At 70.2% G+C, this 15,731-nt stretch carries 14 protein-coding genes and 1 pseudogene; 13 read left to right on the forward strand and 2 right to left on the reverse strand.

Features of this window, described 5'->3' with window-relative positions; all coding sequences use genetic code 11:
- Window positions 1-86: 86 nt before the first annotated feature.
- From SAVERM_RS41990 to SAVERM_RS35155, 13 genes and pseudogenes are all read left to right on the forward strand, one after another.
- Window positions 87-197 (forward strand): annotated as a pseudogene (locus SAVERM_RS41990) (formylglycine-generating enzyme family protein); the annotation flags it as partial.
- Between the two features lie 60 nt (window positions 198-257).
- Window positions 258-803 (forward strand): hypothetical protein, encoded by a 546-nt coding sequence (locus SAVERM_RS35100; RefSeq protein ID WP_037646559.1) that lies wholly within the window; start codon window positions 258-260, stop codon window positions 801-803.
- Window positions 804-1,003: 200 nt separating this feature from the next.
- Complete coding sequence (gene pdxS, locus SAVERM_RS35105; protein WP_202498652.1) at window positions 1,004-1,852, forward strand: pyridoxal 5'-phosphate synthase lyase subunit PdxS; 849 nt, start codon at window positions 1,004-1,006, stop codon at window positions 1,850-1,852.
- 13 nt (window positions 1,853-1,865) lie between these two features.
- Window positions 1,866-2,471 (forward strand): pyridoxal 5'-phosphate synthase glutaminase subunit PdxT, encoded by a 606-nt coding sequence (gene pdxT, locus SAVERM_RS35110; RefSeq protein ID WP_010988229.1) that lies wholly within the window; start codon window positions 1,866-1,868, stop codon window positions 2,469-2,471.
- Window positions 2,472-2,548: 77 nt separating this feature from the next.
- A complete protein-coding gene (locus tag SAVERM_RS35115) occupies window positions 2,549-3,301 on the forward strand; it encodes a YebC/PmpR family DNA-binding transcriptional regulator (RefSeq protein WP_010988230.1) in 753 nt (250 codons plus the stop codon).
- 198 nt (window positions 3,302-3,499) lie between these two features.
- Complete coding sequence (gene ruvC / locus SAVERM_RS35120; protein WP_010988231.1) at window positions 3,500-4,030, forward strand: crossover junction endodeoxyribonuclease RuvC; 531 nt, start codon at window positions 3,500-3,502, stop codon at window positions 4,028-4,030.
- Window positions 4,027-4,638: a Holliday junction branch migration protein RuvA gene (gene ruvA, locus SAVERM_RS35125; RefSeq protein ID WP_010988232.1), complete on the forward strand. Its 612-nt coding sequence runs from the start codon at window positions 4,027-4,029 to the stop codon at window positions 4,636-4,638. Before ruvC ends, ruvA begins: the two co-directional genes overlap by 4 nt.
- A 171-nt stretch (window positions 4,639-4,809) precedes the next feature.
- A complete protein-coding gene (ruvB, locus tag SAVERM_RS35130) occupies window positions 4,810-5,880 on the forward strand; it encodes a Holliday junction branch migration DNA helicase RuvB (protein WP_010988233.1) in 1,071 nt (356 codons plus the stop codon).
- A gap of 163 nt (window positions 5,881-6,043) precedes the next feature.
- Window positions 6,044-6,547, forward strand: a complete 504-nt coding sequence (gene yajC / locus SAVERM_RS35135; RefSeq protein ID WP_010988234.1) for a preprotein translocase subunit YajC — start codon at window positions 6,044-6,046, stop codon at window positions 6,545-6,547.
- Window positions 6,548-6,689: 142 nt separating this feature from the next.
- Window positions 6,690-8,444, forward strand: coding sequence for a protein translocase subunit SecD (gene secD, locus SAVERM_RS35140; RefSeq protein WP_010988235.1), 1,755 nt, complete (start codon window positions 6,690-6,692; stop codon window positions 8,442-8,444).
- A gap of 1 nt (window position 8,445) precedes the next feature.
- A complete protein-coding gene (gene secF / locus SAVERM_RS35145) occupies window positions 8,446-9,552 on the forward strand; it encodes a protein translocase subunit SecF (protein ID WP_010988236.1) in 1,107 nt (368 codons plus the stop codon).
- Window positions 9,549-10,097, forward strand: coding sequence for an adenine phosphoribosyltransferase (locus SAVERM_RS35150; protein ID WP_010988237.1), 549 nt, complete (start codon window positions 9,549-9,551; stop codon window positions 10,095-10,097). The genes secF and SAVERM_RS35150 overlap by 4 nt, the downstream gene beginning before the upstream one ends.
- A gap of 758 nt (window positions 10,098-10,855) precedes the next feature.
- Window positions 10,856-13,393 (forward strand): RelA/SpoT family protein, encoded by a 2,538-nt coding sequence (locus SAVERM_RS35155; RefSeq protein ID WP_010988238.1) that lies wholly within the window; start codon window positions 10,856-10,858, stop codon window positions 13,391-13,393.
- A gap of 134 nt (window positions 13,394-13,527) precedes the next feature.
- On the opposite strand, the gene SAVERM_RS35160 is transcribed toward SAVERM_RS35155, so the two are convergent.
- Together SAVERM_RS35160 and SAVERM_RS35165 are read right to left on the reverse strand one after the other, a co-directional pair.
- The gene (locus tag SAVERM_RS35160) at window positions 13,528-14,757 is read right to left on the reverse strand and encodes a DUF349 domain-containing protein (RefSeq protein ID WP_010988239.1); all 1,230 of its coding nucleotides are present in this window, start codon (window positions 14,755-14,757) and stop codon (window positions 13,528-13,530) included.
- Between the two features lie 135 nt (window positions 14,758-14,892).
- Window positions 14,893-15,711 (reverse strand): peptidylprolyl isomerase, encoded by an 819-nt coding sequence (locus tag SAVERM_RS35165; protein ID WP_037646565.1) that lies wholly within the window; start codon window positions 15,709-15,711, stop codon window positions 14,893-14,895.
- Window positions 15,712-15,731: the final 20 nt, after the last annotated feature.

Here is a 15,731-nt window from a genome sequence, read left to right on the forward strand (position 1 = left end):
CCGCATGTGGTGACGCCTTCGGCGAGGGGTATCCGGACGACGCCGAGGGATGCGTCCGTACGGTGACCGTGGAGCCGTTCCGGATCTCCTGCCTGTGCCACGCCTCGTACCGCGACCGGTACCGCGTCGCCGCCCGCTCCAGGAACACCCCCGACTCGTCGACCGGGCGCCGCGTCCGGTGCCTCGCGGACCGGTGACCGCGTGCTCCGTCCGGCGCCGCGCGGAGCCGCGGCCGGGCCCCGGTAGCCTTGCCGCCCGTGACCGCAACCCTCATCTGGATCCTCGTCGGCCTCTTCGCGATCGGCCTCTACCTCAGCTGGACCGCGGGGCGGCTCGACCGGCTGCACGCCCGGATCGACGCCGCCCGCGCCGCGTTGGACGCCCAACTGTTGCGCCGTGCCTCCGTCGCCCAGGAACTGGCGACTGCCGGGGTGCTCGATCCGGCCGCCTCGATCGTGCTGTACGAGGCGGCCCACGCGGCCCGGCAGGCCGAGGAGGAGCAGCGCGAGGTCGCCGAGAGCGAGCTGAGCCAGGCGTTGCGGGCCGTCTTCGGGGAGCAGCAGCAGGTGGAGGTGGTCCGGGAGGCCCCGGGGGGCGAGGAGGCGGCGAACGAGCTGGCGCAGGCGGTGCGGCGGGTGCCGATGGCCCGGCGCTTCCACAACGACTCCGTACGCGCCGCTCGTGCGCTGCGCCGCCATCGCAAGGTGCGGTGGTTCCGGCTGGCCGGGCACGCGCCGTTCCCGATGGCCTTCGAAATGGACGACGAGCCGCCGGTGGCCCTGGCCGACCGCCCGACGACATAGCGCCTGACCAGCATCTTCACCAGGTGTGCCGGGAAAATGAGCCACCGCCTCCTCATTGGCCCTTGCTGTGGCCTGGTCCACTCGCGTTTCCTCGGGGCTGCAGAACCCCCCCTTTCACCGAGTGAGGTCAACCCGTGTCCAGCACGCTCTCCGTCCCCGCACAGGCCCCCGAGACCGGCACCGCCCGAGTGAAGCGCGGCATGGCCGAGCAGCTCAAGGGCGGCGTGATCATGGACGTTGTCACGCCCGAGCAGGCGAAGATCGCCGAGGATGCGGGCGCCGTCGCCGTCATGGCCCTGGAGCGGGTCCCGGCCGACATCCGCAAGGACGGCGGCGTGGCCCGCATGTCCGACCCCGACATGATCGAGGGCATCATCAGCGCGGTGTCCATCCCGGTCATGGCCAAGTCCCGCATCGGCCACTTCGTCGAGGCCCAGGTGCTCCAGTCCCTCGGCGTCGACTACATCGACGAGTCCGAGGTCCTCACCCCGGCCGACGAGGTCAACCACTCCGACAAGTGGGCGTTCACCACGCCGTTCGTGTGTGGTGCCACCAACCTCGGTGAGGCCCTGCGCCGCATCGCCGAGGGTGCCGCCATGATCCGCTCCAAGGGCGAGGCCGGCACCGGCAACGTCGTCGAGGCCGTGCGCCACCTGCGCCAGATCAAGAACGAGATCGCCAGGCTGCGCGGCTACGACAACAACGAGCTGTACGCCGCCGCCAAGGAGCTGCGCGCCCCGTACGAGATCGTCAAGGAGGTCGCCGAGCTCGGCAAGCTGCCGGTCGTGCTGTTCTCCGCCGGTGGCGTCGCCACCCCGGCCGACGCCGCGCTGATGCGCCAGCTCGGTGCCGAGGGCGTCTTCGTCGGCTCCGGCATCTTCAAGTCCGGCGACCCGGCCAAGCGCGCCGCCGCCATCGTGAAGGCCACCACCTTCTACGACGACCCCAAGATCATCGCGGACGCGTCGCGCAACCTGGGCGAGGCCATGGTCGGCATCAACTGCGACACCCTCCCCGAGGCCGAGCGCTACGCCAACCGCGGCTGGTAAGGCACCCACACCGATGAACACCCCCGTGATAGGCGTCCTGGCTCTGCAGGGCGACGTACGGGAGCACCTGATCGCCCTGGCCGCGGCCGACGCCGTGGCCAGGGAGGTGAGGCGCCCCGAGGAACTCGCCGAGGTCGACGGCCTCGTCATACCCGGCGGCGAGTCCACCACCATCTCCAAGCTGGCCCATCTCTTCGGCATGATGGAACCCCTCCGCGCGCGCGTGCGCGGCGGCATGCCCGTCTACGGCACCTGCGCCGGCATGATCATGCTCGCCGACAAGATCCTCGACCCGCGCTCGGGTCAGGAGACCATCGGCGGCATCGACATGATCGTGCGCCGCAACGCCTTCGGACGTCAGAACGAGTCCTTCGAGGCGACGGTCGACGTCAAGGGCGTCGGGGGCGATCCTGTCGAGGGCGTCTTCATCCGCGCCCCCTGGGTCGAGTCCGTGGGTGCCGAGGCCGAGGTGCTCGCCGAGCACGGCGGCCACATCGTCGCCGTACGCCAGGGCAACGCGCTCGCCACGTCGTTCCACCCGGAACTGACCGGCGACCACCGCGTGCACGGCCTCTTCGTCGACATGGTGCGCGCGAACCGGACACCGGAGTCCTTGTAGGATCTCCGGGGGTCCTCCCGGGCGTTTAAGGTCTGGGGGAGTTCGTACAGGATGGGTTACGCGAAGGAGACAGGCAGATGTCCGGCCACTCTAAATGGGCTACGACGAAGCACAAGAAGGCCGTGATCGACGCCAAGCGCGGCAAGCTCTTCGCGAAGATGATCAAGAACATCGAGGTCGCGGCCCGTACGGGCGGCGCCGACCCGGCCGGCAATCCGACGCTGTTCGACGCCATTCAGAAGGCCAAGAAGAGCTCGGTCCCGAACAAGAACATCGACTCCGCGGTCAAGCGTGGTGCCGGTCTCGAGGCCGGCGGCGCCGACTACGAGACGATCATGTACGAGGGTTACGGCCCGAACGGTGTCGCGGTGCTCATCGAGTGTCTCACCGACAACCGCAACCGCGCCGCCTCGGACGTCCGCGTCGCCATGACCCGCAACGGCGGCAACATGGCCGACCCGGGCTCCGTCTCGTACCTCTTCAACCGCAAGGGCGTCGTGATCGTCCCCAAGGGCGAGCTGAGCGAGGACGACGTCCTGGGTGCCGTGCTCGACGCGGGCGCCGAGGAGGTCAACGACCTCGGTGAGTCCTTCGAGGTCGTCTCCGAGGCCACCGACCTGGTCGCGGTCCGCACCGCCCTCCAGGACGCCGGGATCGACTACGACTCGGCGGACGCCAACTTCGTCCCGACCATGCAGGTCGAGCTCGACGAGGAGGGCGCCCGGAAGATCTTCAAGCTGATCGACGCGCTCGAGGACAGCGACGACGTGCAGAACGTCTTCGCCAACTTCGATGTCAGCGACGAGGTCATGGAGAAGGTCGACGCCTGAGCGGCGGGAGTTTCCTTTCGGTGGGCCGGCAGGACATGTCCTGCCGGCCCACCGTCGTTGTCGGTGGCAACGGATAGCCTGGCGAGGACAGATGATGATCGCTGTCCGTGGATCGCCGTCATCGATCGACGAACGACGGCGATCAGCCACCTCCGCGCGAGCGGCGGCGGCTCAGGCGCAGGAAAAGGGGGGGCTGGGGTGCGGGTACTGGGCGTTGACCCCGGGTTGACCCGGTGCGGTGTCGGCGTGGTCGAAGGAGTCGCCGGCCGGCCCCTGACCATGCGCGGTGTCGGCGTCGTACGGACCCCGGCGGACGCCGAGTTGGGCCTGCGGCTCGTGGCCATCGAGCAGGGCATCGAGCAGTGGCTCGACGAGTACCGGCCCGAATGCGTCGCCGTGGAGCGGGTGTTCAGCCAGCACAACGTGCGTACGGTGATGGGCACGGCCCAGGCCAGCGCGGTCGCCATGCTCTGCGCGGCCCGCCGCGGCATCCCCGTCGCCCTGCACACCCCCAGCGAGGTCAAGGCCGCCGTCACCGGCAGCGGACGCGCCGACAAGGCCCAGGTCGGCGCGATGGTGACCCGCCTGCTGCGGCTCGACGCGCCGCCCAAGCCCGCCGACGCCGCCGACGCCCTCGCGCTCGCCATCTGCCACATCTGGCGAGCCCCCGCCCAGAACAGACTTCAGCAGGCCGTCGCCCTGCACGCATCGAAAGGGCGTACCGCATGATCGCCTTCGTCAGCGGCCCGGTCGCCGCCCTCGCCCCCGACTCCGCCGTGGTCGAGGTCGGCGGCATCGGCATCGCCGTCCAGTGCACCCCCAACACGCTCTCCGGGCTGCGCATGGGCCGGGAGGCCAAGCTCGCCACCTCCCTCGTCGTACGCGAGGACTCACTGACCCTGTACGGCTTCGTGGACGACGACGAGCGCCAGGTCTTCGAACTGCTGCAGACCGCGAGCGGTGTCGGACCGCGTCTCGCCCAGGCGATGCTCGCCGTGCACACGCCTGACGCGCTGCGCCGAGCCGTCTCCACCGGCGACGAGAAGGCCCTCGTCGCCGTTCCCGGCATCGGCAAGAAGGGCGCCCAGAAGCTGCTGCTGGAGCTGAAGGACCGGCTCGGCGAGCCCCTCGGCACCGGTGGCCCGGCGATCGGCAGGGCCGTCACCACCGGCTGGCGCGAGCAGCTGCACGCCGCGCTGATCGGCCTCGGGTACGCGACCCGGGAGGCCGACGAGGCGGTCGCCGCGGTCGCCCCCCAGGCCGAGGCCGCCGGGGGCACACCCCAGGTGGGACAGCTGCTGAAGGCCGCCCTGCAGACCCTGAACCGGACCCGCTGACCGTCGGTCGGACCACGGGGCCGCGGACCACGGGACCGCAAGGCACCGGCACGCGAGGCACAAGCAATGCGGTGTCCTACCGGGGGGCGCGGCATCCCATCAGCGGCTCCGCCGCGGGCCGGACCCCCGGCCGGCAGAATCACCCGGCACGCCACGGCGAGGAGAACTTCAGTGAACTGGGACGACACGACCGACGCGACCGCCGACGAGCGGCTCGTCGGCGCGTCCGCCGACCGTGAGGACCAGGCCGTCGAGGCCGCCCTGCGGCCCAAGGACCTGGACGAGTTCATCGGCCAGGAGAAGGTCCGCGAGCAACTCGACCTCGTCCTGCGGGCCGCACGCGCGCGTGGCGCGACCTCCGACCACGTACTGCTCTCCGGCGCTCCCGGCCTCGGCAAGACCACCCTCTCCATGATCATCGCGGCCGAGATGGGCGCCCCGATCCGCATCACCAGCGGCCCCGCCATCCAGCACGCCGGCGACCTCGCGGCGATCCTCTCCTCCCTCCAGGAGGGCGAGGTCCTCTTCCTCGACGAGATCCACCGCATGTCCCGGCCCGCCGAGGAGATGCTGTACATGGCCATGGAGGACTTCCGCGTCGACGTCATCGTCGGCAAGGGCCCCGGCGCCACCGCCATCCCCCTCGAACTGCCCCCGTTCACCCTGGTCGGCGCCACCACGCGCGCGGGTCTGCTGCCGCCCCCGCTGCGTGACCGCTTCGGCTTCACGGCACACATGGAGTTCTACGAGCCCCACGAGCTGGAGCGCGTGATCCACCGCTCGGCCGGCCTGCTCGACGTCGAGATCGACTCTCGTGGCGCGGCCGAGATCGCGGGCCGCTCCCGGGGCACGCCCCGTATCGCCAACCGTCTGCTGCGCCGCGTACGGGACTACGCCCAGGTCAAGGCGGACGGCGTCATCACCCGTGAGATCGCGGCGGCCGCGCTGAAGGTCTACGAGGTGGACGCCCGCGGCCTCGACCGCCTGGACCGCGGCGTCCTCGAAGCCCTGCTGAAGCTGTTCGGCGGCGGCCCGGTCGGCCTGTCCACGCTCGCCGTCGCGGTGGGGGAGGAGCGCGAGACCGTCGAGGAGGTCGCCGAGCCCTTCCTGGTACGGGAGGGACTGCTCGCCCGCACACCCCGTGGCCGGGTCGCGACACCGGCCGCCTGGGCCCACCTCGGCCTCACCCCGCCCCCTCGGGCTACCGGGGGAAACGGACAAGGGGACCTGTTCGGGGCGTGACGGCGCGGGACTCGCACCGGCAGGAACCCCGGTGCCATGCTGAGCGTTGTTCCTTGCGTGCGGACTCGCTTAGACTCCGCCGATGCCGCCGTTGTGGGCGGCGCTGACAACCCCCATCCACCAGGCCGCCCATCGCGCGGTCGTGCGAAGGAAACTCCGTCCCGTGAATACCTTGACCCTCCTCCCGTTCATCGTGCTTATCGGGGCCATGTTCCTGATGACCCGCTCGGCCAAGCGCAAGCAGCAGCAGGCCGCGTCGATGCGTAATGAGATGCAGCCCGGCGCCGGCGTCCGCACGATCGGGGGCCTGTACGCGACGGTGAAGGAGGTCAACGAGGACACGGTCCTCCTTGACGCCGCCCCGGGCGTCGACCTGCTCTTCGCGAAGAACTCCATCGGCGCCGTCCTGACCGACGACGAGTACAACCGCATCGTCCACGGCATCGAGCACGACCTGAAGACCGACGGCACGGTCGTGCCGGACGACGCCTCCTCCCTCACCGAGACCGACGAGCCCGCCGCCGACGCCTCTTCCGACGCCTCCGACGACAAGCCCATCGACCTCGGCAAGAAGGACGCGGCGGACGACACCGCCGACGAGCCGGGCAAGGCGAAGTCCGACGAAGCAGAGCCGAAGAAGACCGACGGCGAGACCGACGCGAAGTAGTCACGCCCCGGGACCGCGACGCGAGCCACTCGCGCACCGTGCGGCCCGGGATGCGCGGTCTCTCGCACGGAATCCCGACACCATGGCATGGCCGCCCCCGCGCTGACCCCGCGCGCGGCGGCCCGAGAGGGAGTACGAGAAGGTGGCAGCACCGAAGAAGGGCCGGAGCGCGAGCGCCCAGAGCAGGCCGGGGCGCTCGCTGGCCCTCATCCTGATCGCCATCGCGGCGCTCACCGGGGGAATGTTCGCCTCCGGAAACACCACTCCGCGTCTCGGCATCGACCTCGCCGGCGGAACGAGCATCACGCTCGAGGCGAAGAGCGGCCAGGAATCCGCGATCAACAAGACCAACATGAACACCGCGGTCGACATCATGAACCGCCGTGTCAACGGTCTTGGCGTTTCGGAGGCGGAGGTCCAGACCCAGGGCGATCGCAACATCATCGTCAACATCCCCAAGGGCACGAACTCCGAGCAGGCCCGGAAGCAGGTCGGCACCACCGCCAAGCTCTACTTCCGCCCCGTCCTCGCGACCGAGGTCTCCGGTGCGGCCGCGGCCAGCCCGACGCCCAGCGCCTCCAACAGCTCCTCCAAGAAGGCCACCGACAAGGCCACCGAGAAGGCGACGTCCTCCGGCACCCCGTCGGCCACCGCCACCTCGCAGGGCCGCGCGGTCACCGACGCGCTGAAGGACGACCCCACGCCGTCCGCGAGCAACTCGGCGTCCGCCTCCGCCAAGGCATCCTCCAGCCCCTCCCCGTCCGCGAGCAGTGGCGCCGAGGCCGAGGCCGCCAAGCTCCAGGCCGCGTACACCGCGCTCGACTGCCGCAAGGAGGGGCAGCGCGCCAAGGCCGGTGAGGGCGCCAAGCCCACCGACACCACCCTGGCCTGCGGCACGAACTCGGGGGGCCAGTGGCAGAAGTACGTGCTCGGCCCGGCCGAGGTCGCCGGCACCGACGTGAAGAAGGCCTCGGCGGTCTACGACACCCAAAGTGGCGCGGGCTGGAAGGTCACCATGGACTTCACGTCCGGGGGGTCCAAGAAGTTCGCGAGCATCACGGGCAAGCTGGCGAAGAACCAGGAACCGCAGAACCAGTTCGCCATCGTCCTCGACGGCTCGGTCGTCTCCGACCCGCGTGTCAGCGAGGCGCTGACCGGCGGTAACGCGGAGATCTCCGGCAGCTTCGACCAGACGGAGGCCAAGGACCTGGCCAACGTGCTGTCCTACGGCGCGCTCCCGCTCTCGTTCCGGGAGCAGAGCGTCACCACCGTCACCGCCGCGCTCGGCGGCGAGCAGCTGCACGCCGGCCTGATCGCGGGCGCGATCGGCCTGGCCCTGGTCGTCATCTACCTGGTGCTCTACTACCGGGGCCTGTCGCTCATCGCCATCGCCTCGCTGCTGGTCTCCGCGGCCCTGACCTACGCGATCATGACCCTGCTCGGCCCGACGATCCACTTCGCGCTGAACCTGCCGGCGGTCTGCGGTGCGATCGTCGCCATCGGTATCACAGCGGACTCGTTCATCGTGTTCTTCGAACGCATCAGGGACGAGATCCGTGAGGGCCGTACGCTGCGGCCCGCCGTCGAGCGAGCCTGGCCGCGTGCCCGGCGCACCATCCTGGTCTCCGACTTCGTGTCGTTCCTCGCCGCCGCGGTGCTGTTCATCGTGACCGTCGGCAAGGTCCAGGGCTTCGCGTTCACGCTGGGTCTGACCACCGTGCTCGACGTGGTCGTCGTCTTCCTCTTCACCAAGCCGCTGATGACGATCCTCGCCCGCAAGCAGTTCTTCGCGAACGGTCACAGCTGGTCCGGCCTCGACCCGAAGCGCCTCGGTGCCCAGCCGCCATTGCGGCGCACCCGACGTCCTTCCGCCCCCGCCGACCCGAAGGAGGCGTGAGATGTCGAAGCTCGGCAACCTCGGCGCCCGGCTCCACCGAGGCGAGGTCGGCTACGACTTCGTCGGCAACCGCAAGATCTGGTACGGCATCTCGATCCTGATCACCATCACGGCCATCCTCGGCCTGACGGTGCGCGGCCTGAACATGGGCATCGAGTTCCAGGGCGGAGCGGTCTTCACCACCCCCAAGACCAGCGTCTCCGTGTCGCAGGCCGAGAGGTACGCGGAGGAGGCGTCCGGCCACGACGCGATCGTGCAGAAGCTCGGCTCGGGCGGTCTGCGCGTGCAGATCGCCGGTGTGGACACCGGCAAGTCCGACCAGATCAAGGCCGAGCTCTCCCAGAACCTGAAGGTCGACTCGGAGAAGATCAACGCCGACCTGGTCGGCCCCAGCTGGGGTGAGCAGATCGCCAACAAGGCCTGGCAAGGCCTGGTGATCTTCATGATCCTGGTCGTGATCTACCTGGCGATCGCCTTCGAGTGGCGGATGGCGGTCGCGGCCCTGGTCGCGCTGATCCACGACATCACCATCACGGTCGGCATCTACGCCCTCGTCGGCTTCGAGGTGACGCCCGGTACGGTCATCGGTCTGCTCACGATCCTCGGTTACTCGCTCTATGACACGGTCGTCGTCTTCGACAGCCTCAAGGAGCAGACGAAGGACCTCACCAAGCAGACTCGCTGGACCTACAGCGATGTCGCCAACCGCTCGATCAACAGCACTCTGGTCCGCTCCATCAACACCACGGTGGTCGCGCTTCTGCCGGTCGCGGGCCTGCTGTTCATCGGCGGTGGCGTGCTCGGCGCGGGCACGCTCAACGACATCTCGCTGTCGCTGTTCGTCGGTCTCGCGGCCGGCGCGTACTCCTCGATCTTCATCGCCACGCCGCTCGTCGCCGACCTCAAGGAGCGCGAGCCGCAGATGAAGGCCCTCAGGAAGCGCGTCCTGGCCAAGCGGGCCCAGGCCGCCGCCAAGGGCGAGGACGCCGAGGTCGTCGGTCAGTCCTGCGACGAGCCGGACGACGCCGCCCCCGCGGTCGTGGGTCCGCGCAACCAGCCCGCGTCCCGCAACCGGGGCCGCGGCCGACCCTCGGGGAAGCGCCGATGACCGAGCTCGTCAACATCACGGAGCTGCTGCTCAGCCGTATCCGTGACGTTCGTGACTACCCGGAGCCGGGCGTGGTGTTCAAGGACATCACGCCGCTGCTGGCCGACCCGGCGGCGTTCACCGCGCTGACCGGTGCGCTGGCCGAGCTCACCGTGCGGCACGGCGCCACGAAGATCGTCGGCCTGGAGGCCCGCGGCTTCATTCTGGGCGCCCCGGCCGCCGTTCAGGCGGGTGTCGGCTTCATCCCCGTACGCAAGGCGGGCAAGCTCCCCGGAGCGACCCTCAGCCAGTCGTACGACCTGGAGTACGGCTCCGCCGAGATCGAGGTGCACGCCGAGGACCTGGTCGCGGGCGACCGCGTCATGGTCGTCGACGACGTCCTCGCCACCGGCGGCACCGCCGAGGCCTCGCTCCAGCTCATCCGCCGGGCGGGCGCCGAGGTCGCGGGCGTCTCCGTGCTCATGGAGCTGGGCTTCCTGGGCGGCCGGGCACGGCTGGAGCCGGCCCTGGCCGGCGCCCCGCTGGAAGCACTGCTCCAGATCTGAGGCAGCACGCGGAAAACCGCACGCAGGACCTTGCCCGGCCGCAGAACACCGCCGGGCAAGGCCTGGGACGGCCCCAGGACACCACCGGGCAGAGCCTGGAGGTATGGCTCAGACGACACACTGCTGGTCAGGCCTGGGAGGGCCGCGGTAGCCCCGGGACAGGCCGCGGGGGCCGTAGGGCGCCAGCGGGCGTCTGTGATGGCCGGCAGGAGGCCGTGGGGCATGGCTCGGGGCGCCTGTGTAGGACGTGCCGGGGGAGGGCCGCAGTTGGCCCTCCCGGACAAGCCACTGGGGGCCGTAGGGCGCCGGTGGGCGTCTGTGATGGCCGGCAGGAGGCCGCCGGGCATGGCCCAGGACACCTGGTAGGAGGCGCCTGGGCAAGGCATGGGAGGGCCGCAGTGGCCCTCCCGGACAGGCCACCGGGGTCGCAGGGCGCCAGCGGGCAGCTGTGGACGGCCGGCAGAAGGCCGCCGGGCATGGCCCAGGGCACCCGTAGGACGCCCCTGGGCGAGGCCTGGGACGGTTCGTAGGACGCTCCGGGCAAGGGCCTGGGGCAGTCCGTGGAGCGCCGCCGGGCACGGCCTGGGACGGCCGCAGCGCACCGCGAGGCGGGCCCGGAGGAATCCGGCGCCCGCCTCTTGCGTTTCTTCTGTTGACGGCCGTCCCAGCGGCCTGAAGGCGAGCCCGGAGCCCGGGATCGCTACCATGGGATCTCCGGAGCCTGACCGGGGGACCCGGAACGCGCACGAGGAGCCCTCTTGCCAGACGAGGCCCAGCCACTCACCGCCGCCAAGCCCGACCAGACTTCGGGCCCCGCGGCCACGCCCGCGAAGAACGCCGCGCAGGGGCCGGTCGAGCGTGCCCCGTCCGCGCCCGGCGACAAGGCGGCAGAGCAGCCCCGCCCCAAGTCCGCCACCCCCGCTCCTCCCGAGCGCCCCGCAGCCACGCCCGCGGCGCGTGCCACCACAGGCCAGCCGGCCCGCTCCGGCGGCTCCTCCAACCGCGTACGCGCCCGCCTCGCCCGTCTCGGCGTCCAGCGCTCCAACCCGTACAACCCGGTTCTGGAGCCGTTGCTGCGGATAGTGCGCAGCAACGACCCGAAGATCGAGACGTCGACGCTGCGCCAGATCGAGCGCGCCTACCAGGTCGCCGAGCGCTGGCACCGCGGCCAGAAGCGCAAGAGCGGCGACCCGTACATCACGCACCCGCTCGCCGTCACCACCATCCTCGCCGAGCTGGGCATGGACCCGGCGACCCTCATGGCGGGCCTGCTGCACGACACCGTCGAGGACACCGAGTACGGCCTCGACACCCTCCGCCGTGACTTCGGCGACCAGGTCGCCCTCCTGGTCGACGGCGTCACCAAGCTGGACAAGGTCAAGTTCGGCGAGGCCGCGCAGGCCGAGACCGTGCGCAAGATGGTCGTCGCCATGGCCAAGGACCCGCGCGTCCTGGTCATCAAGCTCGCCGACCGCCTGCACAACATGCGCACCATGCGCTACCTCAAGCGCGAGAAGCAGGAGAAGAAGGCGCGCGAGACCCTCGAGATCTACGCGCCGCTCGCCCACCGCCTGGGCATGAACACCATCAAGTGGGAGCTGGAGGACCTCGCCTTCGCGATCCTCTACCCCAAGATGTACGACGAGATCGTCCGCCTGGTCGCCGAGCGCGCCCCCAAGCGCGACGAGTACCTCGCCATAGTGACCGACGAGGTCCAGTCCGACCTGCGCGCGGCCCGCATCAAGGCGACGGTCACCGGCCGCCCGAAGCACTACTACAGCGTCTACCAGAAGATGATCGTCCGCGGCCGTGACTTCGCGGAGATCTACGACCTGGTGGGCATCCGCGTCCTCGTGGACACCGTCCGCGACTGCTACGCGGCGCTCGGCACGGTGCACGCGCGATGGAACCCGGTCCCCGGCCGGTTCAAGGACTACATCGCGATGCCCAAGTTCAACATGTACCAGTCGCTGCACACGACGGTCATCGGGCCCAACGGCAAGCCCGTCGAACTCCAGATCCGTACGTTCGACATGCACCGCCGCGCCGAGTACGGCATCGCCGCGCACTGGAAGTACAAGCAGGAGCCCTCCGCCGGCGCCTCCAAGGTGCGCACGGACGCCCCGAAGAGCGTGGGCAAGGACAAGGACGCCGTCAACGACATGGCGTGGCTGCGCCAGTTGCTCGACTGGCAGAAGGAGACCGAGGACCCGAGCGAGTTCCTGGAGTCCCTGCGCTTCGACCTGTCGCGCAACGAGGTCTTCGTCTTCACCCCGAAGGGCGACGTCATAGCGCTGCCGGCCGGAGCGACGCCGGTTGACTTCGCGTACGCCGTCCATACGGAGGTCGGCCACCGGACCATAGGAGCGAGGGTCAACGGACGCCTCGTACCCCTCGAGTCCACCCTGGACAACGGCGACCTGGTGGAGGTCTTCACCTCGAAGGCGGCCGGAGCGGGCCCGTCCCGCGACTGGCTGGGCTTCGTGAAGTCGCCGCGCGCCCGCAACAAGATCCGCGCCTGGTTCTCCAAGGAGCGGCGCGACGAGGCGATCGAGCAGGGCAAGGACGCGATCGCGCGGGCGATGCGCAAGCAGAACCTGCCGATCCAGCGCATCCTCACCGGGGACTCGCTGGTGACGCTCGCGCACGAGATGCGCTACCCCGACATCTCGTCCCTCTACGCGGCCATCGGCGAGGGCCACGTCGCCGCGCAGAGCGTCGTGCAGAAGCTGGTGCAGGCGCTCGGCGGCGAGGAAGCGGCCACCGAGGAGATCGACGAGAGCGTCCCGCCGGCCCGTGGCCGCGGCCGCAAGCGCCGCTCCAACGCCGACCCGGGTGTCGTCGTCAAGGGCGTCGACGACGTGTGGGTCAAGCTGGCCCGCTGTTGCACGCCCGTCCCCGGCGACCCCATCATCGGCTTCGTCACCCGCGGTAGCGGCGTATCGGTTCACCGCAACGACTGCGTGAACATTGAGTCACTGTCCCGCGAGCCCGAGCGCATCCTCGAGGTCGAGTGGGCGCCGACCCAGTCCTCGGTCTTCCTGGTCGCCATCCAGGTGGAGGCGCTGGACCGCTCCCGGCTCCTGTCGGACGTCACCCGCGTCCTGTCCGACCAGCACGTCAACATCCTGTCGGCGGCCGTTCAGACGTCCCGCGACCGGGTCGCCACGTCCCGCTTCACCTTCGAGATGGGCGACCCGAAGCACCTGGGACACGTCCTGAAGGCGGTCAGGGGCGTGGAGGGCGTGTACGACGTGTACCGGGTGACCTCGGCCCGGAGGCCCTCCGACGCCTGAGTCGCGCCATCGGCGCGCCGCCGTCGGCCAGCCACTGCCGACCAGTCACTGCCGACCGGCACCGATCGGCCACTACGTAGAGGGGCTCCCGTACACGCCGTACGGGAGCCCCTCTACGTAGCAGCGTCAGAAACTCAGCCGCCGAACTCGTGCAGACCCTTCAGCGCCTGGTCCAGCAGCGCCTGGCGGCCGTCCAGCTCCTTCTGGAGCTTGTCGGCCTTGGCGTTGTTGCCCGCGGAGCGCGCCGCCTCGATCTGGCCCTGGAGCTTGTCCACGGCGGCCTGGAGCTGACCGGTCAGACCCTCGGCACGCGCGCGTGCCTCCGGGTTCGTCCGGCGCCACTCCACCTCCTCGGACTCCTGGAGGGCACGCTCCACCGCATGCATCCGGCCCTCCACCTTCGGGCGGGCGTCCCGCGGCACATGGCCGATGGCCTCCCACCGCTCGTTGAGGGAGCGGAAGGCCGCGCGGGCCGCCTTCAGGTCCGAGATCGGCAGCAACTTCTCCGCCTCCTCGGCCAGCTCCTCCTTGAGCTTCAGGTTCTCGGACTGCTCGGCGTCCCGCTCCGCGAAGACCGAGCTACGAGCCGCGAAGAACACGTCCTGGGCACCGCGGAAGCGGTTCCACAGGTCGTCCTCGTGCTCGCGCTGGGCCCGGCCCGCGGCCTTCCAGTCGCCCATCAGCTCGCGGTAGCGTGCCGCCGTCGGACCCCAGTCCGTCGAGCCGGACAGCGCCTCGGCCTCCGCGACCAGCTTCTCCTTGGCCTTGCGGGCGTCCTCCCGCTGCGCGTCCAGCGAGGCGAAGTGCGCCTTGCGGCGCTTGGAGAACGCCGAGCGGGCGTGCGAGAAGCGGTGCCACAACTCGTCGTCCGACTTGCGATCGAGCCGCGGCAGCCCCTTCCAGGTGTCCACCAGCGAACGCAGCCGCTCACCGGCGGCCCGCCACTGGTCGGACTGGGCCAGCTCCTCCGCCTCGACGACCAGCGACTCCTTGGCGTGCCGCGCCTCGTCGGACTGCTTCGCCCGCTGCGCCTTGCGCTCCTCACGGCGTGCCGCGACGGTCTCGACGAGCTTGTCCAGCCGCTTGCGCAGTACGTCCAGATCGCCGACCGCGTGGTGGGCGTCCACCTGTTCGCGAATATGGTCGATGGCGGTCTGGGCGTCCTTCGCCGACAGGTCGGTGGTCTTCACTCGCTTTTCGAGGAGGCCGATCTCGACAACCAAGCCCTCGTACTTGCGCTCGAAGTAGGCCAGTGCCTCATCAGGGGAGCCGGCCTGCCAGGAACCGACGACCTGCTCGCCGTCGGCCGTACGCACGTACACGGTCCCCGTCTCGTCGACGCGGCCCCACGGGTCGCTGCTCACAGCGCCTCCTCCACATGATGCCTGCGGGGGGCCTCAGCACCCCCGGGCATCGTCCACAGTTTCGTCACGGCCAACATAGGCGACCAGCACGGCGGCTGTCCGCATCCAGCGCGACCGAAGTTTCGCAGTTGACGGTCAGGATTTCGTCACGGTCGCCCTGTTGACCACGACCGTCGCGTTGGGCGCCCCGTCGCCCTGGCCAGTGCTCTCACCGGCCGCGGCGATCTTCTTCAGCACCTTCATGCCCGACGTGGAGATCGTCCCGAAGGGGGTGTAGCTGGCCGGCAGCTGACTGTCCTGGTAGACGAGGAAGAACTGGCTGCCGCCCGTGTGCTTCTGGCCGGTGTTGGCCATGGCCACCGTGCCCGCCGGGTACATGCCGCCCTTCAGGGTTTTGTCCTTGAGGTTCTCGTCCGGGATCGTGTAGCCGGGGCCGCCGCTTCCGGTGCCCTTCGGGTCACCGCACTGCAGCACGTAGATGCCGTTCGTGGTGAGCCGGTGGCACTTGGTGTGGTCGAAGAACCCCTTGCCCGCGAGGAAGCTGAAGGAGTTCACCGTGTGCGGGGCCTGCGCCGTCTTCAGGGCGATGTCTATGTCGCCGCAGGTCGTCGCCATCTTCATCGTGTAGTCGGCGGACTTGTCGATGGTGACCGCCGGCTCCTTCTTCCAGCTCAGCGACTTCACCTTGCCCGCGGCGGCCTTCTCGCACGGGTCCGGCGCCTTGCTCGGCGAGGGGCTCGGGGACACCTCCGCGCCCGCGTTGGCCTTTTTGCCGTCGTCCTTGAAGACCCCGGTCGCGTACGACACCACGCTGCCCACCACGACGACGCCCAGGACCGAGGCGACCACCGTGTTGCGCATCCGTGTCTTGCGCCGCGCGGCCGTACGCCGCTGCTGCTGCCGCAAGAACTTCTCCCGGGCGAGCTGACGTCGCCGCTGTTCCTGGGTGACCACCGGGTTTCTCCTCATGCGTC

Source organism: Streptomyces avermitilis MA-4680 = NBRC 14893 (assembly GCF_000009765.2).
GTDB classification, from domain to species: Bacteria; Actinomycetota; Actinomycetes; order Streptomycetales; family Streptomycetaceae; genus Streptomyces; species Streptomyces avermitilis.

Coding starts and splice junctions, on each gene's coding strand:
- pdxS (WP_202498652.1), top strand. CDS start 1,004: ATGGCCGAGCAGCTCAAGGGCGGCGTGATCATGGACGTTGTCACGCCC.
- pdxT (WP_010988229.1), top strand. CDS start 1,866: ATGAACACCCCCGTGATAGGCGTCCTGGCTCTGCAGGGCGACGTACGG.
- SAVERM_RS35115 (WP_010988230.1), top strand. CDS start 2,549: ATGTCCGGCCACTCTAAATGGGCTACGACGAAGCACAAGAAGGCCGTG.
- ruvA (WP_010988232.1), top strand. CDS start 4,027: ATGATCGCCTTCGTCAGCGGCCCGGTCGCCGCCCTCGCCCCCGACTCC.
- secF (WP_010988236.1), top strand. CDS start 8,446: ATGTCGAAGCTCGGCAACCTCGGCGCCCGGCTCCACCGAGGCGAGGTC.
- SAVERM_RS35150 (WP_010988237.1), top strand. CDS start 9,549: ATGACCGAGCTCGTCAACATCACGGAGCTGCTGCTCAGCCGTATCCGT.